Consider the following 24,167-nt stretch of genomic DNA (forward strand, 5'->3'; position numbering starts at 1 on the left):
GCGGTTAACACCAACATGGGCGCCCCATGCCTGGCATCGGTTCTTCCTTCGGCAGGTCTCAGGAGTTTTCGTTCTACGAACGGAACAAGGCCTGGCGTGCCAAGCAGCGCGAGCATTCCGAGAAATTCCTGACGCAGCAGGCCGTCGCCTCCAATGTATTCGGCGTCAACGTCGCCTCGACGCAACGCGCCACGGAACTTCTGTTCCAGAAGGTCGTGCAGCGCGTGCAGACGGAAGCCCAGGCCAAGGTCGGCGAGCAGAACGACGCCATCGACAAGGCGATCGACAGTCTCGACATCAAGGTGTGACGCTACGTAATCCTTCAACCCTCTGTCTTTGCTGCATTTTCGCCACAACCCGGCGATAGGTCACGCCCATGCAGCTCTCCGCCTATCTCGACCGCATCGGCTGGTCCGGTGCCCTCCGCCCCGATCTCGACACGCTGACGGCGCTGATGCGCGCCCATCTCGCCGCCGTCCCCTTCGAGAATCTCGATCAGCAACTCGGCCGCGCCGTGGCGACCGACGCCGCGCATGCCTATGACAAGATCGTCGTCCGGCGACGCGGCGGCTGGTGCTTCGAGGTCAACACGCTGCTGGAATGGGCGCTGCGCGAGATCGGCTTTTCCGTCGCGCCGCTCTCCGGCCATGTGGGCCGCAGCGCCGAGACGCCCGCGCTCACCGACAACCACAAGTGCCTGCGCGTCGATCTCGACGCGGGCGCCTTTCTCGTCGACGTCGGCTATGGCGGCAGCCAGCTCGCGCCCCTGCCGCTCACCGCCGGCAGCACTCTCCAGGCGCCCTACGCCCTGCACATCTCGGAGACCGGCGACGGCTTCTGGCGCCTCACCGACGACGCGCACGGCAACGTCTCGAGCTTCGACTTCCTGCCCGAGCCCGTGCCGGCGGACCGCTTCGAGGGCGCGAGCCACACGCTGCAGAGCGATCCGGGCTCGCCCTTCGTCCGCAATCTGACCGCCCAGCGCCGGCTTGCCGACCGGCACCTGATCCTGCGCGGCAAGGTGCTGAAGACGGTCACCGCCGAGGCCACCGAGGACACGCTGCTGCACGACGCCGACGACCTCGTCGCCTGCCTGCGCGAGACCTTCGCTCTCGACATGCCCGAGGCCGCGACCCTCTGGCCGCGCATCGAAGCCCGCCACGCGGAGCTATTTCCAATTCAGGCATAGTGAGGCGCTTAAAGGATTAGTGAAATTTCGCAGAATAGGCATTCGAAGATATCGACCACTTAATTTTCATAAAAATCTCCGGCCTCGCGCTCCGCCTCTTCTTGCAGCGCCTCCGTATCCACATCTTTCGGCCCTGATTTTTCCTCCCGGATTCTAGGAGCAGGCGCTTGCCATTCCCGCAAATATTGTCCAGCCTCGAGATAAAAGCTTGGAACAACGGTCTCAAGATCCACGATAAAATTCTTTCTCTGGGAAAATCTCGGACCGCAGTCCCGCACTAGAAGCACCTCGAACGAGGTAACATTCGACTTATTATTATTTTCGAGAACCAAATCAGGGTTTCGACGCAATTCTTCAAGCGTGGACTGTGAAAAGGGGCCCCGTCCCGGCCAATACAGACGAACGTGTAGCTCGGTCGATTCTGCCTTCTTCAGCTGCCGCAGCAACCAGTTGATACGTGCCTTTGTTGTCTTTCTGTCAGCAGGCGCTTTCAAGCGCATCACCGCCGCAATCGATTTTGTTTTAAGATCAGCGACAACCTCGATTGGTGAGGCAGCATCAGGAACAGAAAGCGAGAGCCTTAGGCAGTTATCCGAGCATAAATCCTTGCAGTCTGCCTTCAGCCGCGCCGTTGGATCTGCCCGTTGTGCACGCGGAACCCTGATCTTAACATTGCGCCCGATCTGTCGACTAAGGGTCAGGCTAAGATCACGCCCTTCCTGATGCCATGCTCCGACGACAGCCTTCACGTCTGCAGAGGTCTGAGAGAGGCCACCTCCTGCTTGAACCGTTGACAGCACAGTGGTCCATTCCGAAGGCATCTGACTGAAATGCTTCACGCCAGTGCTGTCATGAGCGAGAAAGCGGACAAGTTCATTCAGAATGAGTCTTTGATCTTCATCTGCAACATTATCATTGTCTAGAAGTATTTTTGACTCTGTCAGAATATGCATCCAAGACCAATGGTATAACTCTGACTTTCTGCGCGAAATTGCGCCGAGCTGCACCGGATGGTGGCTTGGAAGCGGCGCAAACTGATTTGATATTGTAATTACAGCGTCAATCTTATTCTGTTTTGCGATATCAAGATAATTCTCAATTTGCTCCTGTGATAGTTCCGAATTCCCAATTTTTGCTTCTACAATGGCGGGCCATTGCCGAGATCCATTTCGGACTAAGATCAAACCATCAGGACGCAAGCTCTTGTCGCTTCCGGTTTTCTCGAACACAACTTCAGTGAAAGTCTCTACTTCGGCCCGTACACCGACCCTCACACCGAGATCTGACAGCAGGCTTTGGCCTAGCTCGCGAACGTTCGCGACACACGCCAGCAGAATTGAGAGTGCTCGTCCTTCTTTCGATGTTTCCGCAAGGACGGGAAAAAGCCGTGACCGCTCCCCGACCCCATTGAGATTGGGGAGTGGGGTCTTTTTTTCTTGGTCGACCATTCGAGACCTCAATTGATCAATTCAACTTAAACAATTTTTGAGTGTATGACGTTATTGAAACTCTTTGATGCATGCAAGCGACCTTACACCGTGCCCACCGTCTTCAGCCGGGTGCGCGGGTGGACCTCGTTCTGGCTCATGACGGTGGTGTGGGCGCGGAAGCGCTCGACGATGGAGCGCACGAAGGGGCGGGTTTGCGGCGAGGTCAGCAGCACCGGCACCTCGCCGGCCTGGGCCGCCTGCTCGAAGGCGTCGCGCACGAGGCGGACGAAATCCTGCAGCTTCGACGGCGCCATGGCGAGCGCACGGTCCTCGCCCTCGCCGACGATGGATTCCAGGAACGCCTGCTCCCACTGCGGCGACAGCGCGATGAGCGGCAGATAGCCGCCCGGCGCGGTGTTGGCGGCCGAGATCTGCCGCGCCAGCCGCGAGCGCACATGCTCCGCGATATGGGCCGGATTGCGCGTGAAGCCGGTCGCCTCGGCGATGCCTTCCAGAATGGTGCCGAGATCGCGCACCGAGATGCGCTCGGCCAGCAGCGCCTGCAGCACCCGCTGGATGCCCGACACGGTGATCTGCGAGGGCACGATGTCCTCCACCAGCTTGGCCTGCTCGCCGGTGATTTCCTTCAGGAGCTTCTGCACATCGGCGTAGGTCAGCAGTTCCGACACATTGCCGCGGATCGTCTCGGTCAGATGGGTCGCCAGCACGGTCGCCGGATCGACCACCGTGTAGCCGCGCAGCGCCGCGTCCTCGCGGTACTGGCCCTCCACCCAGGTCGCCGGCAGGCCGAAGGTCGGCTCGGTGGTGTGCTGGCCCGGCAGGTTCACCTGCCCGCCCTGCGGATCCATGACCATGTAGTGGTTGGGGAAGAGCTGGCCCTGACCGGCGGGCACTTCCTTGACCTTGATGACATAGTCGTTGGCGCCGAGCTGGATGTTGTCGAGGATGCGCACCGGCGGCATGAGAATGCCGAGGTCGGAGGCCAGCTGACGCCGCAGCGCCTTGATCTGTTCGGTGAGCTGGTCGCCCTGCGCGCCCTGGTCGTTGATCAGCGGCAGCAGCGCATAGCCGAGCTCGATGCGCAGCTCGTCCATCTTGAGCGAATCCGCGATCGGCGGCTCGCTCGGCGCGGGCGGTTCGGCGGCCGCGATTTCCGCGACCTTCGCCTGTTCCGCGACCACCTGCTGCTGCTTGCCCGCCTTGAAGGCGAGATAGCCGGCGAGCCCCGCAAGCCCCAGGAACGGCAGCATCGGAATGCCCGGCAGCAGCGACAGCGTGACCATCACGAAGGAGGACATGCCGAGCGCCTTGGGATAGCCGGAGAGCTGCTTGGCGAGCGCCTTGTCGGCGGCGCCCGAGACGCCCGCCTTGGAGACCAGCAGACCGGCGGCGGTGGAGACGATCAGCGCCGGGATCTGCGACACCAGCCCGTCGCCGATGGTCAGCAGCGTGTAGGTCGTCGCCGCGTCGCCGAAGGAGAGATCCATCTGCGCGACGCCGATGATGATGCCGCCGACGATGTTGATGAAGGTGATCAGCAGGCCGGCGATGGCGTCGCCGCGCACGAATTTCGAGGCGCCGTCCATGGCGCCGAAGAAGGAGCTTTCGTCCTCCAGATCGCGACGGCGCTGACGCGCGGTCGCCTCGTCGATGAGCCCGGCCGAGAGATCCGCGTCGATCGCCATCTGCTTGCCGGGCATGGCGTCGAGGGTGAAGCGCGCCGCGACCTCGGCGATACGCCCCGAGCCCTTGGTGATGACGATGAAGTTCACGATCACCAGGATCGAGAAGACGATGATCCCGATGATGAAATTGCCGCCCATCACGAAGTTGCCGAAGGCCTGGATGACCTGGCCGGCGGCATCGGTGCCTTCGTGTCCGCCCGACAGGATCAGCCGGGTCGAGGCGAGGTTGAGCGCCAGCCGCAGCATCGTGGCGATCAGCAGCACGGTGGGAAAGGACGAGAACTCCAGCGGCTTCTGGATGAACAGGCCGGTCATCAGGATCAGCACGGAGAAGATGATCGAGATGGCCAGGAACAGGTCGAGCATGAACGCCGGCATCGGCAGGATCAGCACGACCAGAATGATCATCACGCCGAGCGCGAGCGCGATCTCGCCGCGCTTGATGCTGTCCCACAAGCTCGCGACGTTGACGCCGAACGCGCCGAGGTTGAGGCCGCCGCCGGCGGGCTGACCCGCCGCTTGCGGATCCGCCGGCACGTTGCCCTGGCCGCCGCCGCTCGCCGTCACCTCACTCATCGTCCATCCTCACACCGCCGGCGCCGCGCCGTCCGATCCGATCCATTCCCGCTCACGCTCAGGGTCACGCTCACGCCACGGCGACGCGCGCCTCGCCGGGCGCGGGAACGTCCAGCCCCTCATCGGCATATTGATTCAGCTTGTTGCGCAAGGTGCGGATCGAGATCCCGAGGATTTTCGCCGCATGGGTGCGGTTGCCCAGGCAATGGTCGAGCGTGTCGAGGATGAGATCGCGCTCCACATCCGCCACGGTGCGGCCCACGAAGGCGCGGCTGACGGCCTCGGCGGTCGCCGCCGCACTGGCCGCGACGCGCGCGTCCGCGCCCTGTCCGGCGGCGATCGGGCTGCCGTCCGGCATGCGGATCGCGTCGACGTCGATGGCATCGCCCGTGGCCAGCAGCACCGCGCGGTGCATGGTGTTTTCCAGCTCGCGCACGTTGCCCGGCCACGGATTGGCGACCAGCATCGCCCGCGCCTCGTCGGAGATCGGACGCTTCGGCACGCCGTTTTCCTGGGCGTAGCGCTCGACGAAATGCCCGGCGAGCTCGAGAATGTCGCCCGGGCGCTCGCGCAGCGGCGGGAGCTTCAGATTGACCACGTTGAGCCGGTAGAGCAGATCCTCGCGGAAGGTGCCCACGCGCACCGCCTCCGCCAGATCGCGGTTGGACGTGGCGATGATGCGGATGTCGACGGCCACCGGCTTGCTGCCGCCCACCCGGTCGATCACCCGCTCCTGGATGGCGCGCAGGAGCTTCGCCTGCAGCCGCACGTCCATCTCCGAGATCTCGTCGAGCAGCAGCGTGCCGCCGCTCGCTTCCTCGAACTTGCCGATGCGCCGGGCGACCGCGCCGGTGAAGGCGCCCTTTTCGTGCCCGAAAAGCTCCGACTCCAGCAGGTGCTCGGGAATGGCCGCGCAGTTGATGGAGATGAACGGCTTGTCCGCCCGGTTGGAGCGGGCATGCACGAAGCGCGAGATCACCTCCTTGCCCGAGCCGGATTCGCCGGTCACCAGGATCGAGGCGTCGGAGCCGGCGATCTGTTCGGCGAGGCGCACCACGGCGGCCATCGCGTTGTCGCGATAGATGATGGAGGAGCGCTCGCGCGCCACCGCCGCCAGCACGGCGGCGATCATCTCCGGATCGGGCGGCAGCGGAATGTATTCCTTGGCGCCGGCGCGAATGGCATTGACGGCGGCGGTGGCGTCCGTCTTCACGCCGCAGGCGACGACCGGCACGTGAATGCGCTCACCCTCGAGCCGCGCGATCAGGTCGCCGATGTCGAGATCGACGTCCGCCATCACCAGGTCCGCGCCGCGCCCGGAGCGCAGCGTCTTGAGCATGTCGTCAACGGTGTCCGCGTGGACGACCGCCGCGCCGCCGTCCATGGCGATCTTCGAGGCGGTGATCAACTGGCCTTCGAGCGTGCCGACGATCAACAGTCGCATGGGTCTTCTCCTGTTCCGATCAGCGATCGGACTTGATGATTTCCGTCATGGTGACGCCGAGCTTGTCCTCCACGAGGACCACCTCGCCACGCGCCACCAGCCGGTCGTTGACGTAGATGTCGATGGCTTCGCCGACCTTGCGGTCGAGCTTCAGCACGGTGCCCGCATCGAGCTTCAAGAGTTCCGACACATGCATGCGGGCGTGGCCCAGCACGGCCGAGATCTGCACCGGCACGTCGAAGACGGCCTCCAGATCGGCCGCGCCGCGGGCCTGCGAGTATTCGCCGTCGTCGTGGTGCACGCCCTGGGCTTCCATCTCGGTGAGCGGCAGCCCACCGCGCTCCTTGGCGGCTTGATCCGTATCGCTCATTCCGCGCTCCGCCGGTCAGCGGCCTCCTGGTTGGGGGTGGGGTCGGGCGTCCGGGCAACCCGGCGCCCCTCGAAGTAGCGACGCGCCGCCTGGTCGATCTGCTTTTCCAGCGCGCGGCGGTCGCGCACGATGCCGCCGTCCGCCCACTCGATGCGGCAGTCGCCCGCCGCGAGCTCCGGCTCGCCGAGAAACACCACCCGGCCCTCGAAGCCCTTTTCCTTCACCAGCGGATCGACCCTGGCCTTCAGCGCCTCGATGTCGCCGTCGCGCACGCGGATCACCAGATGCGGCGCCTTGCGCAAGGGCCCGAGGCACTCGGAAATCAGCGCGACGATCTCGCCGAGCGGCTCGCGCGCGATCAGATGCGCGCACAGCCGCCGCGCGACCAGAAAGGCGAGCGCCACCGCGTCCTTTTCCTGGCGCTCCTGCTCGGTGTCGAGCTGGCCGATCAGCGCGTTGACCTCGCCGGCGAGCCGTGCCGCCTCGCCGGCAAGCCGCGCCTCCTCGTTTTCCTGCTCCTCGGCCGCCCGTGCCGCCCGCCCGCGCTCGAAGGCGGCCTCTTCGGCGGCGGCCAGCAGCGCCTCGTGCTCGGCGACCGGCATCATCGGCACCTCGGGTTCCACCGGCTCGGACGGCGCCTCCGGCTCCGTCTCGCCGACGTCGATCGTCGCGAAATCGCGGTCGAACAGGAACCGGTGGGCCTTCATTTGCGAACTCGCATATCGTGTCATCATTGCAGGTCAGGCCACTCAGTAGATGATTTCGTCGTCGCCCTTGCTCTTGGAGAGCATGAGCTCGCCCTTGGCGGCGAGGTCCTTGGCGGTTGCCACCATGCCCGACTGGGCTTCGTCCACGTCGCGCAGCCGGATCGGGCCGAGCGCTTCCATGTCGTCCTGCAGCATCTTGGCCGCGCGCGACGACATGTTGCCGAAGAAGAACTCGCGCACCGTCTCCGACGCGCCCTTGAGCGCGATGGCCAGGCGGTCCTTCTCCACGTGCCGCAGCAGCGTCTGGCAGCTGCCGGCGTCGAGCTTCATCAGGTCGTCGAAGGTGAACATCAGCGTCTTGATGCGTTCGGCGGACTCGCGGTTGTCCTCCTCCAGCGCGGCCAGGAAGCGCGCCTCGGTCTGACGGTCGAAGTTGTTGAAGATCTCCGCCATCATCTCGTGGCTGTCGCGCCGGCTGGTGTTGGTCAGGTTCGACATGAACTCGACCCGCAGCGTCTGCTCGACCTTCTCCAGCACCTCCTTCTGGATCGCCTCCATCTTGAGCATGCGCGAGATGACCTCGAGCGCCAGTTCCTCCGGCAGGATGCCGAGCACCTTGGCGGCATGGTCCGGGTCGATCTTCGACAGCACGACGGCGACCGTCTGCGGGTATTCGTTCTTGAGGTAGTTGGCGAGCACGTTCTCCTGCACGTTGGAGAGCTTCTCCCACATGTTGCGGCCGGCCGGCCCGCGGATTTCCTCCATGATGACCGACACTCGGTCGCCCGGCAGGAAGCTCGACAGCAGCCGCTCGGTCACGTCGACGTTGCCGTTGAGCGCGCCATTGGAGGAGATCTTCTTCACGAAGTCGACGAACAGCTCCTCCAGCATCTTCGGCGTGACGGGGCCGAGACGCGCCATGGCGGCGGAGATCTCGCGCACTTCCATCTCGTCGAGCTGCTCCCAGATGCGCCGCCCGTGCTTCTCGCCGAGCGCAAGCAGCAGCACGGCGACGCGCTCGACGCCCTTGAGTTCCCGTTCGGCCTCCGTGTTGCTGATCGTCAGCTGCTGGCCGGGCTGGTTCTGTACGCTTTGTGCAATGCTCATGCGGCTTCGTTCATCCAGCTGCGAATGATCCCGACGGCTTCATTCGGATATTCCTCGATCAGCGCGCCGACCTTGGAGATGGTGGCGACCTGCACGGCGCCCTGGGCCTGGGCCTCCTCCAGCCACTCGATGCGCGGCTCGCCGTCCTCGTCCAGCTCCTGGGCGGAGCTCTCGCCCGACTGGTCGGCGAGCATCGCCCCTTCGATGGGCTGGCCGTCGGCGCCGAGCAGGGCCGGCGTCTCGGGCTCCTCGACGGTGAGGATGCGCTTGACCAGCGGGCGGACCGCGAAGAGCGTCAGCAGCAGGGCGATCAGGAACAGCACGCCCAGTTCGATGAAGCGCATCATGTCGGCGCGGGTGAATTCGAACAGGCCCGGCTCCTCCTCGCCGATCAGCGCGGTCGGGCCTTGCGCGAAGCGCAGGTTCACGACTTCCACCGTGTCGCCGCGCGCCTCGTCGAAACCGACCGCCGAGCGCACCAGCACGGCGATGCGGTCGAGCTCCTCCTGCGAACGCGGCTCGTAGACGAGATCGCCGTTCTCGTTCGGCGCATAGACGCCGTCGACCAGCACCGCCACCGACAGACGCTCCACGCCGCCGGCCTCGATCACCTCGGTCTTGACCGACTTGGAGATCTCGAAGTTGACGATTTCCTCGGCCTGGTTGGAGATATCGCGGTTGGCCGCCTCGCCGCCGTCCTGCCCCGCCTCGGGCAGCTGGTTCGCCGCCGTCACGGCCCCGGTGCGGCCGATGGTGGAGGAGTTCTCCTCGCGCGTCTGGGTGGAACGCACGACCTGGCCGTCCGGGTCGAAGGTCTCCTGGGTCTCGGTGATGCGATTGTGGTCGAGCTCCATCGCCACGCGCACCCGCGACCGGCCGACGCCGACGACGGAATTCAGGATTTCCTCGATCTGCGTGCGCAGCCGCGATTCCATCGACTGGCGGCGCTCGGCGAGCGAGGACGCCAGAAAGCCCTCGCCCTCCTCGCCCGCGCCGCTGGCGAGCAGCCGACCGGTCTCGTCGACGATGGAGACGAAATTGGGCTGCAGCCCCTCCACCGCCGTGGCGACGAGGTGCTGGATGGCGCGGATCTGGCCCGGATCGAGCGAGCCGCGCACGGTCAGCGCGATGGAGGCGGTCGGCGGCTGCTGGTCGCGCTGGAACAGCTTGCGCTCCGGAATGACCAGATGCACCCGCGCCGCCTTGATGCGGCCGATGGAGCGGATGGTGCGCGCCAGTTCGCCTTCCAGCGCCCGGGTGCGGTTGATGTTCTGGACGAAGCTGGTCGAGCCGAGGGTATCGGCCTGGTCGAAGATCTCGTAGCCGACCGAGCCGCCGAGCGGCAGCCCCTGTTCGGCGAGCCGCATGCGGGTGCGGAACACCTCCTCCTGCGGGATCATGATGGTGGCGCCGTCGTTGCGCATCTCGAAGGGGATCGCCAGGCTTTCGAGCTGCGAGACGATGGCCGCGGAATCGTCGAAGGTCAGATCCGTGTAGAGCGGCGTCATCTGCGGGGCGGTCACGCGCAGCATGATGAACGCGAAGACGCCGATGAGAATGGCCGCCACCGCGCCCATGGCGGCAAGCCGGGCCGGGCCGAGAGCCTTGACGAGATCGTTCAGTGCGTTCACGAGCCACCCATCCGATGCGCTTGGCGATACCAAGAAGACCCGCGCCATCCAGGGGAGCCTGGGGATGAGGGGGATGGTGAAAACGCTCCCCCGGACGGCCGGTAGGCAAAATTTGCCCGCCAGATGGTAAACAAGGTGTTAACGCGCGTTAGCGATTGGTTAAATTCCCGGAATTCCTGAGCTTTTTCCTAGCGAAATGCGAATGCGACCCGGCAGAATCGACCCCCTCGTTAACCATTTCGCCGCTTGCGCCGCGAGTCACCCCCGCCCCCGCCTCGCGGTCGGACGCGCGCCGCGCGGCGCGGCCGCGCCAACGCGAAAAGGCCGGCGTGTCGCCGGCCTCGTCACCGCAATCGCGGGGCGGTTTGGGAAGCGGATCGCCAGGGCGGCACAGTGGCCGCCCGCGCCGTCAGTTGCGGTACTGCTGAACGCGGGTCGCGCGCAGACCGGCCAGTCCGTGGCGGTCGATGGAACTCTGCCAGGACAGGAATTCCTCCACCGTCAGCGTATATCGCTTGCAGGCTTCGTCCAGAGACAGCAGACCGCCCCGGACGGCCGCCACCACTTCCGCCTTGCGCCGGATGACCCAGCGCCGCGTCGTGGCGGGCGGCAGATCGGCGATCGTCAGGGGAGACCCGTCGGGACCGATCACATATTTGACTCGTGCACTCGCTCGGTCGGTCATTGTACTCTCACACTCAACATGACCACGTTGACTATGAGAATAACCGCGGCTTTTTAAAATTTGCCTAAGCGACGCGCAACAATTCGGTAAGAATTGCAACGACTCAAGCCCAGCGAAACGCAGCCGGACCGGCCGGTTTCCGCCACGTTGATGCGATACACGGGGATTCGCAAATTGAGAAGGGCGGAACGCGCGCAAGGAGAAACGCTTGCCCGCGCAAAAGAAATGAAGCGGCGCGCGGGTGTCGCGGCACCGCCCCCGGCGAGGATCAGCTGCGGCTCACCGAAATCACCGCGTTCGCCGGAATGCGCGCGCCGCCGATCGTCAGCACCGCGCCGGTGTCGGTGAACTCCACACCGTCGACGGTGCCCGAAACCTCCGTGCGAACCCGGATCTTCGGATCGTTGTTGGCGTCGTAGCGGGCGATCGTGACCGTGTAGTCGCCGTCCGGCGCCGTAGATCCGCTGTTGGTGCGACCGTCCCAGGTGAAGGTATCGCGCCCTGCGTTCAGCTCGGCATTGCCGGCGTAGACCACCGCGCCGAGGCTGTTGCGGATCTCGACCCGCGCCGGACCGCCCTCGGCGGTCTCGTAGGTCCAGTTCGCTTCGCCGTCGTCGAGGCGCGTCGTGGCGCCCGACGCAACCACGTCGGTGCCGATGTAGCTGACATAGTTGGACGCGCTGGAGGCCGCCATGACCGACAGAAGACCGGCGAGCTGATCGTTCGTCTTGATCTGCTGCTCGACCGAGGAATACTGCACCAGTTGCTCGGTGTATTTGGACGAGTCCGTCGGATCGAGCGGATCCTGGTTCTGGATCTGCGTCGTCAGCATCGACAGGAACAGCTCGTAATTGGCATCGAGCCGCGACTTGTCGCTCTGCCCCGCCCCGGAAGCCGCCGCCGCCGCGCCGGTTGCGCCGCTCAGGCCCTCGATCCCGCTCATATGCTCATCTCCTCGTCATCCGTTCCGCGCAAGGGCCCGGTCGGGTCAGATCTGAATGTCCAGCGCGCCGCGCGCGCCGCTTACCTGCACACGGGACACGATGGCGGCCCCGGCGTCGTCATCCTCGCCGTCGCCTCCACCACCCTGCCCCTCGCCGCCGGGCGATCCCTCGCCGCGTCCGTCATCCGGCCGGTTGAATCCCGCAAAGCCGCCCTGGTCCTTCAGGGACAATTGCACCGACCCGCCGTCGAGCTTCAGCCCGGCCGCGTCCAGCGCCCGCTCAAGGCCCCGCTGATCGCGCATGAAAAGATCCAGCGTTTCGCTGCGCTCGACCGCCAGATGGGCCCGAACCGTTCCGTCCGTGCCGATCTTGAGTTCCACGTCGACGCGCCCGAGCTCCGCCGGATCCATGCGGATCTGGAACCTGGTCTCGCCCTTGGCGGCGAAGCGGGCCACTTCGGCGGCCAGATGGGTGGCGGCGGCGGCCTGCTGCGGCGCGCTCTGCGGCAGAACCGCCGTGGAGCGGCCGTTCGCGCCGGCCTGGCTCACCCCGTCGCCGCGCGCCAGAAACTCGCCGAAGCCGTCGAAGTCGCTCCCGCCGTCACCCGACGCGCCATCCGAAAGGGCGGCCGCGAAGGCGAGCGCCGCCGCGCTGACGCCGACACGCACCGGTGCCGGCGTCGCTGCCGCCGGGGGAGACGCCTGCGGCTGGGCCTGAGACTGGGACTGAGACTGGGACTGGGACTGGGACTGCTGGGCCGCGCCCTCCTCCGGGGATGCTGACGCAGACACCGGGGGGGACGTCGACGGGCGCGGCGAACCGCTCGCCGCCGCGTCCGGGGCGGCATCGCCCGCGGCAATCGTGTCGCCGGACAGCGACCCGCCTGACAAGACCCCGGCGGTCTGGGCCCCGGTGGTCTGGGATCCGGTGGACAGGGAGGTGGCGGACTGGGCGGTGGCGGACTGGGCAGCGGTCATCCCCGCCTCTCCCGCCGGCAGCCCCGGCGCGGACGCGGGAGTGCTGGCGGATCCGACGCCCGTGCCGGGCGCGGCAGACGATTGCGCCCCCGATCCGTCAACCGGGCGCGGGCCTGTCTCGATCGTGATCGCGTCGGGCGCCCGCCCTTCGGACGCCCCCGCGGAGGCTGCCGGCCGGCGCAGCATGGTCTGGGCCGCAACGCCCGCCGAGGTCGCGGGCTGCGCCGCCGCCGGATCGGCACCGGTGGCCTTCGCGGCGGATGCGCCGTCCGGCGTCGTCCTGGCGGCCGTCGACGGTGCGTCCGCGCCGCCTTCGGAGGCGCCGGACATGGCGGTCTCCGCAGTTGCGGTCCCGGTGGCTGGCGCGCTTTCGGGCATCGCCGCGAGCCCACCGCTCGGCGCTGACCGGGCCATGCCGTCAGCTGTCGCCGCACCGGGCGTCACGGCCCCGACGAGGGACGGCGGCGCTCCGGTTGCCGATCCGCCGAGGCGCGGCGCCCCGCCGGTCGCATCGGTGGTTGCCTGGGTCGTCGCCTGAGTGATTGTCTGAGTGGTCGCATCGACCGGACCGTCGTTGGTGGACGCCGCTGCGGACACGGTGGACGCCGGGAGCCCGGCCAGGGCCTGCTCAGAACGCACCCCGGAGATCGACGGGTCGGATGGAACCTGATTCGAAACGCTCGCCGGTCCCGTGCCCGACAACAGGCCGGCGCGCCCGGTCGTCGCCATCGGCGCGACCGGTTCCGGCTGCGTAAGGTCCGTGCCGGCGGACGCGGCGACGCCTGCGGCGCGCACGACCGGAGCCGACGTGTCGGGAAGACCATCGGCGGGCACGGCAGCGACCGTCGGCGATGCGGTGGCGATTCCCTGTGTCAGGGAAACCGGCGCTGCCGCTGCGCCGCCGGGCGCGGTCGCCAGCCCGGCAGGCACGCGTCCGGATGCCGGCGCTGCGGCGGCCATGGCGGCCCCGGGTGCCGGACGGGCCGCTGCCACGGCGCCAGCCCCCTCGGCCGCAAGCGCGTCCGCGCGGAGCGACATGGACGCCTCGCCACCCTTTGACGTCGCGGTCGGGGTCGCGCCGGCGCTCGAGGTCACCGGGTCCCCGTTCTGCGATACAGGCAGTCCCGTGGCGGACGTGAGCGTCGGCGCGCCGGTCGTACCCGCGCCCGCGCCGGCGATCGAAATCGCGGCGGACGGCCCATTCGCCGGCTCATTCTCCGGCTCATTCTGAAGAGCCGCGCCCACCAGGGCCGCTCCCGCCACCGTCGCACCTTCCAGGGGCGCGGCGGCGAGGCTGAGCGGAGGCGTGCCGTCGGCCGATTGCGCCGCGCCGGAGGCGGGCAGCATCGTCGGATCGCCGGAGGGCACGGACACATCCGTCGACAGGCCCTTTTGCGCGATCCGCGCGGCCGTGGCATCCCGCGACGCCACCGTGCCCCCGTCGATGAAAGAAGAGGAAAACACGGGCGCCGCCGTATCCGGAACGGTCGGAGCCCCCGCGCCGGCCGTCGAAACGGCCTTCAGCGCCGCCGCGTCGGCCGTCACCGAGGAGGTCGCGGTCGCCGCCGCGAGGCGCGCTGCCTGACTGTTGTCCGCGGCCGAAGCGGTCGTGACCGCCGCCATCGCGGGCGCGGGCGATCCCGCCCCGGCCTCGGCCGGGCGCAATTGGCCCGTGGCGGCGCCGGTCACCGCGGCGGCACGCCCGCTCGCCTCGCCGAGCAGCTGGCCGAACATGGACGGCGCCGTCCCGACACCGGCCATCGCCTGGCCCGGACCGGGTCTGGCGCGTGCCGTGGCGGCGCCTTCCGGTGACGGCGCGGGGATCGGCAGGGAGGTGGAAAGCGTCACGCGTCTCTCCGTCGGTGATCGCGCGGGCCGCCGGGCGGCATCCGCGCACTTTTCGTCGCAATGATGTCAGCAAGAGCCGGGCCAAGACGCGAAATCGGCGAATTTCCGGGGTTTTTCGCCGGCGACCGGCTTGCCTGCGCCCGCCCAAGCCCCCACATGCGCGGAAAGCTTTGCCGAGGCGGGAAAGATCTGCCGGGTCGGGATGGCGATACGCGACGTGCTCTTGGCCTTGTGCCCTTGGCCTTCCTTCGGCCGATCCGCTATAGTCGCGCCAACGAATTTGCGGCGCGACGGACGGACGGCCTGGACCGGCCGCGATTTCAGCACACCCGCACCCGCTGCCGCCCGCGCGGACCCACCCCGCGGCGGCAAGACGCGAACCACCTCCGTGCGATGCCTCCCCACGGCCGACGCCGTGCATCCCGCGGACAGAGACCGCAAGGTGACCATGATGCGCAACAGCCTGGACCTGCCCAAGCCCCCCGCCGAGACGCGCGTGGTCGTCGCCATGTCCGGCGGGGTGGATTCCTCGGTGGTCGCCGGCCTGATGAAGCGCGAGGGCTATGACGTCATCGGCGTCACGCTCCAGCTCTACGACCACGGCGAGGCCGTGCACCGCGCCGGCGCGTGCTGCGCGGGTCAGGACATCCAGGATGCCCGGCGCGTGGCCGAACGGCTCGGCATTCCCCACTATGTACTCGACTATGAGGAGCGATTTCGCGAGGCCGTGATCGAGCGCTTCGCCGAAAGCTACATCTCGGGCGAAACGCCCATTCCCTGCGTGGCCTGCAACCAGACGGTCAAGTTCTCCGATCTGCTGGAGACGGCAAAGACGCTGGGTGCCGACGTGCTGGCCACCGGCCACTACATCCGCTCCGCGCTCGTCGACGGTAAGCGCGCCCTGTTCCGCCCCGTCGATCTCGACCGCGATCAGAGCTATTTCCTCTTCGCCACGACCCAGGAGCAGATCGACTTCCTGCGCTTTCCGCTCGGCGGGATGACGAAGCCCGAGACCCGGGAGCTGGCGCGCGAATTCGGGTTGGAGATCGCGGAGAAGCAGGACAGCCAGGACATCTGCTTCGTGCCGCAGGGCAAATACGCCGACGTGATCGAGCGCCTGAAGCCCGACGCCGCGGAGCCCGGCGAGATCGTGCATGTGGACGGCCGCGTGCTCGGCCGCCACGACGGCATCATCCACTACACGATCGGACAGCGGCGCGGCATCGGCATCGCCATGGGCGAACCGCTCTACGTGGTGCGTCTCGACGCCGCCGAACGCCGCGTCGTCGTCGGCCCGCGCGAGGCGCTCGGCACCCGCGAGATCGTGCTGCGCGACGTCAACTGGATCGGACCCGACACGCTTGCGGAGATCGGCGAGACGGGCCGCGAGATCTTCGCCAAGGTGCGCTCCACACGGCCGCCGCGTCCGGCGGTCCTTCGGGTCGGCGACGGCACCTGCGTCGTCGAGCTTCTCGACGGCGAAACCGGCGTCGCGCCCGGCCAGGCCTGCGTCTTCTTCGACGAGGAGGGCGACGGCGCCCGGGTGCTCGGCGGCGGCTGGATCGACCGCACCGTGCCCGCCGGCCTCGCCTCGGGCCGCGCCGCGACCTCCTCCCCTTCCCAGACAACGACGGCAGCCGCCCAATGACCACCGATTTCTTTCCCGTCACCCGCCTGCGCCGCTGGCTGGACCGCATCCTTGCGCCGTCCGCCAGAAGTGCGGGAACGCATGAAGACGTTGAAAGCGCCTATGCCCGCTGGGCGCCGGTCTACGACTGGGTGTTCACCGCCCCGCTCGTCTTCGGGCAGCGCGCGGCGGCCCGCGCGGCAAACCGGCTCTCCGGCGATCTGCTGGAAGTCGGCGTCGGCACCGGCCTGTCCCTGCCGCTCTACGACCGCAAGCTGACGATCACCGGCATCGACCTGTCGAAACCGATGCTCAAGCGCGCGCACGAACGCGTCGCGCGCAAGGGCCTGGACAATGTGGCGGGTCTCCACGCCATGGATGCCGCCGACATGCGCTTCGAGGACGGGCAATTCGATCTGGCGACCGTCATGTATGTCATGACGGTGGTGCCCGATCCGGCGCAGGTGATGGCCGAACTCGAACGCGTCGTGCGCCCGGGCGGAACGGTCATCATCGTCAACCACTTCGCCCGTGAGCGCGGGCTTCTCGCCTGGATCGAACGCGGCCTGGCGCGCTTCGCGCACAAGCTCGGCTGGGACCCGCTGTTCCGCCGCGAGACGGTGCTCGACAACACCACCATGACGCTGGAGCACGAGGAACGTCTCGGCCCGCTCGGCCTCTTCACCATGCTTGTCTTTCGCCGCGCCTGACGCGCGGCTGGGGGGATGGTCTTCCGCCGCGCCTGACCCGGGCGCGCGCCCATCAGAACCGGATTTCGCAAACAAAAAGGCCCGGCGATCCGCCGGGCCTTTCTGTCTTCACATGTGCGTGGCCTGACGCCGTCACATCTTTCCGATGGAGAAGAACAGCGTCTCGCCATTGCTGTCGTCGACGCCGTCGTTGTCGGTGACGGCATAGCCCACACCGTCCGCGTCGATGGCGAAGCCCTCGATCTTGTCCACGACATAGCCGCCGGTGGCGGTGAGATCGGGGATGAAGTCGCGCACGTCTTCCTTCGTCACCAGCGGCAGCTCGCCGCCGAGCGGGGCCGGCTGCAACTCCGACAGCGCCACGCGGGTCAGCTTCTTGATCTTCGCCGCCGCGCCGATCCGGTTGTCGCGCTCCACGATGTAGACGTGATCGCCGTGGAGGGTGATCTCCGACAGGCCGACCCAGCCGCTTTCCGCCGGCTCGGTCGGATAGCGTACCGCGCCCCATTCACCGGTTTCGGTGTTGTAGGCGACGAGCTTCACGGTGTTCTCCGGATCGTCCTTCCAGGAGCGCTGGATCGCGATCCACAGCGTGTCGCCGATCAGCGTGATGCCTTCGGCACCGAACCGGCGCTCCACCGCCAGGAGTTCGGCCGGGAACGGCACCTGCGTCCGGATCTCGCCCTCGGCATCGACATGGTAGAGCGCATGCGGGACGAGACGGTCGGTCCGCCCTTCCGAGGCGAGCCAGAAGCCGTCCGCGCCGTCGGACACGATGCCCTCCAGATCGAGCAGCTGGGCCGGCTGGCCGGCGCGGGTGACCCGCGTCGCCTTGGTGATGCGGGCCGGCTGCTGCGTGGCGTCGATCGTGAAGATCGTCGGCTGCATGGCATAGAAGCTGTCGTTCACCGCGTAGAGACGGCCCGGCTCGCTCGGATCGGCCGCAAGGCCCGAGAGCGCGCCGAACCCGACCGGGCGCCCGGTTTCCGCGTCCATGGTCGACACGATCATCGGATAGGCGGGCGCCCCTTCCGCATAGGCATAGATCGTGACATGCGAGCGCACGCCGCCATCCTCGATCAGGTCCGCCTCGTTGGAGACCGCGAGCAGGTTGCGACCGGGGATCGCGACCGCCCCTTCCGGCGCGAGCGCCGTCGGCAGAAGCTGCTTGAAGGCCGGGGTCTCGCCCGTGTCCTCATAGACACCGATCACCGAGCCGCGCTCCGACAGCAGGAACACATAGGTGCTCTCGCCGAAGGTGCCGACTTCCATGCCCTCCGGCTCGACGCCCTTGTTGCCCGACCGACGCTCGGGATAATGCCCGGCGAGCGCGACGCGATACTCGAAGTCGAGCCCGGATTCGTGCAGCACCTCGCCGGACTTCGAGAAGATCGTGAAGCCGCGCGATCCACCCCGGTAGTCGCCCTCGTTGGCCGTCACCAGGCGCTCGTCGTCGAGCCACTGCACCGCGTCCGGCTCGCGCGCCACGCCCTTCAGCGTGCCGTCGAAGGTCAGCGCGCGCTCTTCTTCCACGTCGACATTGTCCAGATCGACCGCGCCGGCGGAGAAATGGCTGACGATGGAGCCGTCGGCGCCGTTCACGATGGCGATGTGGTTGTTTTCCTGCAGCGTGACGGCGATCTCGTTGTTGGCGTTGATGTCGACGAACTCCGGCTCGGGATCGTCGCCGGCCACCTCGGCAAGCCCGGTCAGATCGGCGACGATGCGGCTGTCGCAATCCGGCACGCCGTCGGCGAGCGAGAAGATCACCAGATTGCCGGCCGGCATCTGCGGGATCACGCCATCGTTCAGGTCCTCGTCGCGTTCGTTCTCGATGGCGATGGCGACGATGTCGCCCGCCGGCGACACGGCGACCGAATCCGGCTGGCCGCCCAGATCGCAGCGCGCCTCGATCTGCCGCGAGGCAATGTCGATAACCGCCAGATGGCCGGACGGGTCGGTGAAGCTTGCCGAGGTGTTGACGCCGGCGAGCACCTTCGCCCCGATCACGGAGACGGCCGTCGGCTCACCCTCGAGCATCACGACGCCGGCCGGCTTCGGCGCGGCCGGATCGGTGATGTCGATCATGCCGATCGCTTCCAGCGGGCTGTCGGAATAGACGAGCGTCATGCCGTCGGCGGTCGCGGAAATGATCTCCGCCGAGGTCTCGGTGGCTGGATCCATGTCCGCCGGCAGATTGGTGTTCACCGGGAACGAGGCAATGCGATTGAAAACGGGCTCGGCGGATGCCACCACGGTGGAGGCAAGCAGCGCGGCCGACAGCGCGCCCAGGCGAAAAACGGTCATGAAAACCCCTCCGGAAAAGGACAAGACCTTGTCTTTAGGGGCGACGTGTAACAGACGCGTGTCAGGCGGTGGCCGGGGCGGAGCCGGGGGCGGTGCCGGGCGGTTTCAACCGCCCAGCCGCAGGGAGAACGCGGCCCCCAGCCCCTCGCGCAGACGGTTGCGCATGTCGCGGCTGGAGACGGCGACGCGCACCAGCGCGGTCGGGCACTTCCGCCCGCCGATGTAGCGCGGCGAGGGCTCCGGCACGGTCCGCCCGGCCTTTCCGGTCATGCCGCGCTTGAACTGATGCAGCGAGCAGTTCTCGGTGTCGCCGCCGCCGCCGAGCCCGTACCAGCGGATCGACGGCTGCGCCGAAAGATACTCCAGAACCGCCCATTGCAGCGCGTAGCCCGCGCGCAGCGGCAGGGCCGCGTCGCTCGTCGCGCCATAGAGGAAGGACGCGGTGTCGCCGCACACATCGACCACCGCCATGGCGACCGCCCGGCCGTCCTTGCGCGTCACGAACATGCGCGGGCGCAGGGCATCGAGCGGATGCGCGAGCCGGCGGGCCAGCGTGTCGATCGGCGAATAATCGACGAACTTCTTGCGCGCGACCATTTCCTCGTAGAGCGCCAGCACCTCGGCCCGGCCCTCCTCGCCGTGCACGAGCCCGGTCTCCAACCCCTCGCGCAAAGCCTTCTTGAGGTTGTAGCGCCACTTCTGCGACAGGCTCTTGCGGATGGCGTCGGGCGCGAGATCGACATTGACGAAATAGCGCGCCGCGTTGTGCAGCGGCGGGGCGGCGCGAAACCCGAGCCGGTCGAGCGCGGCGAGATCGGCCTCGCCGAAGGCCGGGTCGGGACGCGGCATGAAGACGAGCCCCGCCCCCTCATCGCGCACGACCGTGTCCACCAGCGCGCGATAGACCGCCTCCGGGTCGTCCGGCGCCGGATCGGCGCCTGCGGGACGCCACAGGGGCCCCCAGCGGGTGGAATAGATGGCGCCGCCCGTCACCGGCACACGCACCTTGCGCAGCAAGGCCGCGCCGACGGGGGTGTCGCCGCGAAATACGCCGAGCCGGCGCAGCTTGTCGTCCGAGCGTCGCGCGGCGTTGAAGTCCTGAAGCTGTTCCTGGATGGCGTCCTCGAAGCGCAGGACGAAGGCATCCCAGTCCTGCGCGGACACCTCGCGCACGACCGGCGGCGCGGCGCCGGACGGGCTTTCCGACACAGCGTCCCGGGGACGCGCGGCCACGGACCGATCCCGCGCCGTGTCGGTACACGGACCCTCGGCGGGGCACTCCTCGACCGCGTCCGCGTCCGCGTCCCGGGTACCTGTGTCAGCCATGCGCATCGCGACCATCATCCTCTTGCCTTCTCGCCGGCCTGTTGCCCGCTCGCCGGTGCATCGATCCCGAAACGCAAACCCGCACATCGGCCTCGCCGACCACCTCCGGGTGTGGCCGGACACCGCACACCATGCGGGCAGGCCGTTAAGATACCACCAATTTCCGCGCGCCAGCGCGGGCCCATGCACCGCTGCGCATCCCGTAGAGACAGCCTCCGGTCGGGAGCCCGATCTACGTGCAAAACCGGAGGTCTCGCGACATTCACCTTTGCGACATTTATCGAGTCTATGCTGCACCGCAAAATATCGAAGCAGGATGGATGGAAGTGCAGATGTTCTCTCTCGCCGGAAAACGCGCGCTCGTCGTCGGGATCGCCAACGACCAGTCGATCGCCTGGGGTTGCGCCGAGGCCCTGCACCGCCAGGGCGCGGAGCTTGCCGTCACCTATCTAAACGCCAGGGCCGAGCCGCATGTGCGCCCGCTCGCCGAGCGTCTTGACGCCCCCATCATCGCGCCGCTCGACGTGACCGACGATGCCCAGATGGATGCGGTGTTCCATGAAATCGAGCAGACATGGGGGCGCCTCGACGTGCTCGTGCACTCGATCGCCTTCTGCCCGAAGGACGATCTGCACGGCCGGGTGATCGACTGCTCCCGCGACGGCTTCGCCAGCGCCATGGACATTTCGGTGCATTCCTTCCTGCGCATGATCCAGCGCGCCGAACCGCTGATGCAGGAGGGCGGCACCTGCATGACCGTGACCTTCTACGGATCGGAGAAGGTCGTCGATCACTACAACATCATGGGACCGGTGAAGGCCGCGCTGGAATCCGCGACCCGCTACGCGGCCGCCGAACTCGGGCCGAAGCGCATTTCCGTTCACGCCCTGTCGCCAGGGCCCCTGTCGACCCGGGCCGCCAGCGGCATCGCCCATTTCGACGAGCTGATGGCCGACAACGCCGCCCGCACGCCGACGCATATGCTCGCCACCATCGAGGATGTCGGCGCCTATGCCGCCTTCCTGGCCTCGCGCGAGGCGGCCAATGTCACCGGCACCGTTCACCCGATCGACGGCGGCTACCACATCGTCGGCTAACGACAAAAAGGATCACGCCATGCACGACCACCTTCTCGAGAACCGCCTGCGCATCGCCGAGAGCCTGAACGAAACCGCGACGCTGCAGCACCGGCTCGTCCAGACCGCCTTCGACCGGCACGCGCGCCGGCTTCAGGAAACGCTCGAGGACGGGTCGCGCGCCCTCACGGAGGCAAGCCGCAAGGTCTTCGCGCAACTCGCGGACTTTCGCGAGCCGGAGGCGCTCGCGAGGGCCGGCGCGGATTACCTGACCGACACCAGCCAGCGCACGCTGCTGACGCTCGATGCCCTGCGCAAGCGCGGCGACCGCTTCATCGAGCACGAGGCCGCGGGCGCGCCGCCCGTGCTCGTCTACGACTACGAGGTGGCGGTGGACGGCGCCGACCTGCCCCGGCCCTGCAACTACATTCTGCTGCGCATCACCGCGCCGGAGGGCGTCGAGACCTTCGACTGGAAGCGCCCCTATGTGATCATCGATCCGCGCGCCGGACACGGCCCGGGCATCGGCGGCTTCAAGCCCGACAGCCAGGTCGGCGTCGCGCTGCGCGACGGGCATCCGGTGTATTTCGTGGCCTTCCGCCCGGTCCCCGAACCGGGCCAGACGCTGGCCGACGTGACCCATGCCGAGGCCGCCTTCCTGCGCGAGATCCACCGCCGCCACCGCGACGCGCCCAAGCCGGTCGTCGTCGGCAACTGTCAGGGCGGCTGGGCGACGGCCATTCTGGCGGCGACCAATCCGGATCTCACCGGCCCGATCGTGCTCAACGGCGCGCCGATGGCCTACTGGTCCGGCAAGATCGGTCAGGACCCCATGCGCTACACCGGCGGCATGGTGGGCGGCGTTCTGCCGGCGCTGGTGTCCTCGGACCTCGGCGGCGGCGTCTTCGACGGCGCGGACCTGGTGATGAACTTCGAGATGCTCAACCCCGGCCGCACCTGGTTCCGCAAGTATTACGACCTCTATGCCGACGTCGACCACGCCGAGGAGCGCTTCCTCGACTTCGAGAAGTGGTGGGGCGGCTTCTATCTGATGAACGAGGCCGAGATCCGCTGGATCGTCGAGAACCTCTTCGTCGGCAACAAGCTCGCGCGCAACGAGGCACGGCTGGAGACCGGCCGCCCGATCGACCCCAAGGCGATCCGCGCGCCGATCATCGTCTTCGCCTCGCATGGCGACAACATCACGCCGCCGCCGCAGGCGCTCAACTGGATCTCCGACACCTATTCCGACGAGCGCGAGATCGAGATCCGCGGCCAGCGCATCATCTACATGATCCACGAGCAGGTCGGCCACCTCGGCATCTTCGTTTCCTCCTCGGTGGCCCGACGCGAACACACGCAGATGGCCTCGACGCTGAAGACCATCGAGGCCCTGCCGCCCGGCCTCTACGAGATGAAGATCGAGGATCAGATCGGCGAGGGCCACGAGACGCGCTTCACCGTCAGCTTCCACAAGCGCAAGCTCGCGGAACTGGAAAACGTCGGCGACGACGGGCGGGAAGAGGAATTCGCCTTCGCCTCCGTCGCGCGCATGTCGGAACATCTGGCCGAAGCCTACGACACGACGCTGCGCCCGATGGTTCAGGCGAGCGTGAGCGAACATTCCGCCAACCTGATGCGCGCCATGCACCCCTTGCGCCTCCAGCGCAGGGCGCTCGCCTCCAACAATCCGCTGACCGCCGGCATCGGCCCGCTCGCCGAGCAGGTGCGCGCGACCCGTCAGCAGGCCGCGCCGGACAATCCCTTCGTCGCGCTCGAGCGGCTGTGGGCGGACGGGATCGAGCAGACCTGGAACGTGGTGCGCGACATGCGCGCCATGACGACGGAACTCGCCTTCCTGTCGCTCTACGCAAGTCCCTTCTCCGCCTGGTTCGGCAAGGCCCGCGCCGACAAGCGCGCCCGCAAGACCGTCGATCAGCTTCGCATGCTGCCCGAAGTGCTCGCCGCGCTCGATCACACCGAGACCGGCGGCTACCCGGAAGCCGTGGTGCGCATGCTGGTGCTGATGGCCGACACGCGCGGCGACGTGCGCCGCGACCGCCTGCAACGCTCGGCGGAGGTTCTCTCCACGCATGCGCCCTTCGCGGACATGGATCCGGCATCCCGCGCACGCATGATCCACGAGCAGACATTGATCGCCCATTTCGAGCCGGAACGGGGCCTGCTGGCGCTCGCCGAGCTTCTGTCGGACCCGCAGGAGCGCGACCGCGCGATCCGCACGGTGGAATACATCGTCGGCGACCCGGACGAGATGGAGCCACGCACCCGCCAGCTTCTGGCGCGCATGCACGAGATCCTCAACGTCGGCGAGACGACGGGCGAGACGGGAGACGAGACGCGCGCCGAACCGGCGGCGGCTCCCGCCGGGGCGAAGGCGGCGCCGCGCAAACGCCCGGCCGGATCGCGCACGCGTAAGACGCCGGCGACCGACTGACCCGCGCGAGCAGACCCGCGCGACACGACCGACACGACGAAACGCCGGAGGC

Annotated in this window: 19 protein-coding genes; 7 read left to right on the top strand and 12 right to left on the bottom strand. The window is 67.6% G+C overall.

Annotated features, from left to right (window positions below; all coding sequences use genetic code 11):
- The first annotated feature begins 26 nt into the window (after window positions 1-26).
- A complete protein-coding gene (locus tag ABL312_RS13265) occupies window positions 27-308 on the top strand; it encodes a hypothetical protein (protein ID WP_349357865.1) in 282 nt (93 codons plus the stop codon).
- Window positions 309-376: 68 nt separating this feature from the next.
- Window positions 377-1,189 carry an arylamine N-acetyltransferase gene (locus ABL312_RS13270; RefSeq protein WP_349357866.1) on the top strand — a complete coding sequence of 271 codons (813 nt, stop codon included), beginning with the start codon at window positions 377-379 and terminating at the stop codon, window positions 1,187-1,189.
- A 59-nt stretch (window positions 1,190-1,248) separates the two neighbouring features.
- On the opposite strand, the gene ABL312_RS13275 is transcribed toward ABL312_RS13270, so the two are convergent.
- The 10 genes from ABL312_RS13275 to ABL312_RS13320 all read right to left on the bottom strand — a co-directional run bounded on the left by ABL312_RS13275 (window position 1,249) and on the right by ABL312_RS13320 (window position 14,134).
- Window positions 1,249-2,637, bottom strand: coding sequence for a hypothetical protein (locus tag ABL312_RS13275; protein WP_349357867.1), 1,389 nt, complete (start codon window positions 2,635-2,637; stop codon window positions 1,249-1,251).
- Window positions 2,638-2,720: 83 nt separating this feature from the next.
- Window positions 2,721-4,901: a flagellar biosynthesis protein FlhA gene (gene flhA, locus ABL312_RS13280; protein ID WP_374730130.1), complete on the bottom strand. Its 2,181-nt coding sequence runs from the start codon at window positions 4,899-4,901 to the stop codon at window positions 2,721-2,723.
- A gap of 70 nt (window positions 4,902-4,971) precedes the next feature.
- Window positions 4,972-6,345 carry a sigma-54 dependent transcriptional regulator gene (locus ABL312_RS13285; protein WP_349357869.1) on the bottom strand — a complete coding sequence of 458 codons (1,374 nt, stop codon included), beginning with the start codon at window positions 6,343-6,345 and terminating at the stop codon, window positions 4,972-4,974.
- A gap of 19 nt (window positions 6,346-6,364) precedes the next feature.
- Window positions 6,365-6,715, bottom strand: a complete 351-nt coding sequence (fliN, locus tag ABL312_RS13290; RefSeq protein ID WP_374730131.1) for a flagellar motor switch protein FliN — start codon at window positions 6,713-6,715, stop codon at window positions 6,365-6,367.
- Window positions 6,712-7,422: a FliH/SctL family protein gene (locus tag ABL312_RS13295; RefSeq protein WP_349357870.1), complete on the bottom strand. Its 711-nt coding sequence runs from the start codon at window positions 7,420-7,422 to the stop codon at window positions 6,712-6,714. Before ABL312_RS13295 ends, fliN begins: the two co-directional genes overlap by 4 nt.
- 42 nt (window positions 7,423-7,464) lie before the next feature.
- On the bottom strand, window positions 7,465-8,529 hold the full coding sequence (fliG, locus tag ABL312_RS13300; RefSeq protein WP_349357871.1) for a flagellar motor switch protein FliG: 1,065 nt from the start codon (window positions 8,527-8,529) through the stop codon (window positions 7,465-7,467).
- Window positions 8,526-10,160, bottom strand: coding sequence for a flagellar basal-body MS-ring/collar protein FliF (gene fliF, locus ABL312_RS13305; protein ID WP_374730132.1), 1,635 nt, complete (start codon window positions 10,158-10,160; stop codon window positions 8,526-8,528). The genes fliG and fliF overlap by 4 nt, the downstream gene beginning before the upstream one ends.
- A 409-nt stretch (window positions 10,161-10,569) precedes the next feature.
- Window positions 10,570-10,845 carry a DUF1153 domain-containing protein gene (locus ABL312_RS13310; protein ID WP_067217848.1) on the bottom strand — a complete coding sequence of 92 codons (276 nt, stop codon included), beginning with the start codon at window positions 10,843-10,845 and terminating at the stop codon, window positions 10,570-10,572.
- A 268-nt stretch (window positions 10,846-11,113) separates the two neighbouring features.
- Complete coding sequence (locus tag ABL312_RS13315; RefSeq protein ID WP_349357872.1) at window positions 11,114-11,788, bottom strand: flagellar hook capping FlgD N-terminal domain-containing protein; 675 nt, start codon at window positions 11,786-11,788, stop codon at window positions 11,114-11,116.
- Window positions 11,789-11,833: 45 nt separating this feature from the next.
- Window positions 11,834-14,134 carry a flagellar hook-length control protein FliK gene (locus ABL312_RS13320; protein WP_349357874.1) on the bottom strand — a complete coding sequence of 767 codons (2,301 nt, stop codon included), beginning with the start codon at window positions 14,132-14,134 and terminating at the stop codon, window positions 11,834-11,836.
- Between the two features lie 241 nt (window positions 14,135-14,375).
- Here ABL312_RS13320 and ABL312_RS13325 point away from each other — a divergent pair, with 241 nt between their 5' ends.
- The 3 genes from ABL312_RS13325 to ABL312_RS13335 all read left to right on the top strand — a co-directional run bounded on the left by ABL312_RS13325 (window position 14,376) and on the right by ABL312_RS13335 (window position 16,951).
- Window positions 14,376-14,678 (top strand): hypothetical protein, encoded by a 303-nt coding sequence (locus tag ABL312_RS13325; protein WP_349357875.1) that lies wholly within the window; start codon window positions 14,376-14,378, stop codon window positions 14,676-14,678.
- Window positions 14,679-15,062: 384 nt separating this feature from the next.
- Window positions 15,063-16,262, top strand: a complete 1,200-nt coding sequence (gene mnmA / locus ABL312_RS13330) for a tRNA 2-thiouridine(34) synthase MnmA (protein WP_374730133.1) — start codon at window positions 15,063-15,065, stop codon at window positions 16,260-16,262.
- Window positions 16,259-16,951, top strand: coding sequence for a class I SAM-dependent methyltransferase (locus ABL312_RS13335; RefSeq protein ID WP_349357876.1), 693 nt, complete (start codon window positions 16,259-16,261; stop codon window positions 16,949-16,951). The genes mnmA and ABL312_RS13335 overlap by 4 nt, the downstream gene beginning before the upstream one ends.
- 132 nt (window positions 16,952-17,083) lie before the next feature.
- Here ABL312_RS13335 and ABL312_RS13340 read toward each other — a convergent pair whose 3' ends face one another.
- Together ABL312_RS13340 and ABL312_RS13345 are read right to left on the bottom strand one after the other, a co-directional pair.
- On the bottom strand, window positions 17,084-19,258 hold the full coding sequence (locus tag ABL312_RS13340) for an esterase-like activity of phytase family protein (protein WP_349357878.1): 2,175 nt from the start codon (window positions 19,256-19,258) through the stop codon (window positions 17,084-17,086).
- 105 nt (window positions 19,259-19,363) lie between these two features.
- Window positions 19,364-20,491, bottom strand: coding sequence for a GNAT family N-acetyltransferase (locus ABL312_RS13345; protein ID WP_349357879.1), 1,128 nt, complete (start codon window positions 20,489-20,491; stop codon window positions 19,364-19,366).
- Between the two features lie 425 nt (window positions 20,492-20,916).
- Between ABL312_RS13345 and fabI the strand changes: the two genes are divergently transcribed.
- The gene (fabI, locus tag ABL312_RS13350; RefSeq protein WP_349357880.1) at window positions 20,917-21,681 is read left to right on the top strand and encodes an enoyl-ACP reductase FabI; all 765 of its coding nucleotides are present in this window, start codon (window positions 20,917-20,919) and stop codon (window positions 21,679-21,681) included.
- A gap of 19 nt (window positions 21,682-21,700) precedes the next feature.
- The gene (locus ABL312_RS13355) at window positions 21,701-24,115 is read left to right on the top strand and encodes a DUF3141 domain-containing protein (RefSeq protein WP_349357881.1); all 2,415 of its coding nucleotides are present in this window, start codon (window positions 21,701-21,703) and stop codon (window positions 24,113-24,115) included.
- The last annotated feature ends 52 nt before the right edge of the window (window positions 24,116-24,167 follow it).

This window comes from Stappia sp. (assembly GCF_040110915.1).
In the GTDB taxonomy this organism is placed as follows: domain Bacteria; phylum Pseudomonadota; class Alphaproteobacteria; order Rhizobiales; family Stappiaceae; genus Stappia.

Bases quoted from the DNA above. Each gene is read 5' to 3' on its own strand.
- fliG (WP_349357871.1), bottom strand. From the start codon at position 8,529: ATGAGCATTGCACAAAGCGTACAGAACCAGCCCGGCCAGCAGCTGACG.
- ABL312_RS13285 (WP_349357869.1), bottom strand. From the start codon at position 6,345: ATGCGACTGTTGATCGTCGGCACGCTCGAAGGCCAGTTGATCACCGCC.
- ABL312_RS13335 (WP_349357876.1), top strand. From the start codon at position 16,259: ATGACCACCGATTTCTTTCCCGTCACCCGCCTGCGCCGCTGGCTGGAC.
- ABL312_RS13265 (WP_349357865.1), top strand. From the start codon at position 27: ATGCCTGGCATCGGTTCTTCCTTCGGCAGGTCTCAGGAGTTTTCGTTC.
- fliN (WP_374730131.1), bottom strand. From the start codon at position 6,715: ATGAGCGATACGGATCAAGCCGCCAAGGAGCGCGGTGGGCTGCCGCTC.
- flhA (WP_374730130.1), bottom strand. From the start codon at position 4,901: ATGAGTGAGGTGACGGCGAGCGGCGGCGGCCAGGGCAACGTGCCGGCG.
- ABL312_RS13340 (WP_349357878.1), bottom strand. From the start codon at position 19,258: ATGACCGTTTTTCGCCTGGGCGCGCTGTCGGCCGCGCTGCTTGCCTCC.
- ABL312_RS13310 (WP_067217848.1), bottom strand. From the start codon at position 10,845: ATGACCGACCGAGCGAGTGCACGAGTCAAATATGTGATCGGTCCCGAC.
- mnmA (WP_374730133.1), top strand. From the start codon at position 15,063: ATGATGCGCAACAGCCTGGACCTGCCCAAGCCCCCCGCCGAGACGCGC.
- ABL312_RS13355 (WP_349357881.1), top strand. From the start codon at position 21,701: ATGCACGACCACCTTCTCGAGAACCGCCTGCGCATCGCCGAGAGCCTG.
- ABL312_RS13275 (WP_349357867.1), bottom strand. From the start codon at position 2,637: ATGGTCGACCAAGAAAAAAAGACCCCACTCCCCAATCTCAATGGGGTC.
- ABL312_RS13315 (WP_349357872.1), bottom strand. From the start codon at position 11,788: ATGAGCGGGATCGAGGGCCTGAGCGGCGCAACCGGCGCGGCGGCGGCG.
- ABL312_RS13270 (WP_349357866.1), top strand. From the start codon at position 377: ATGCAGCTCTCCGCCTATCTCGACCGCATCGGCTGGTCCGGTGCCCTC.
- fabI (WP_349357880.1), top strand. From the start codon at position 20,917: ATGTTCTCTCTCGCCGGAAAACGCGCGCTCGTCGTCGGGATCGCCAAC.
- ABL312_RS13295 (WP_349357870.1), bottom strand. From the start codon at position 7,422: ATGAAGGCCCACCGGTTCCTGTTCGACCGCGATTTCGCGACGATCGAC.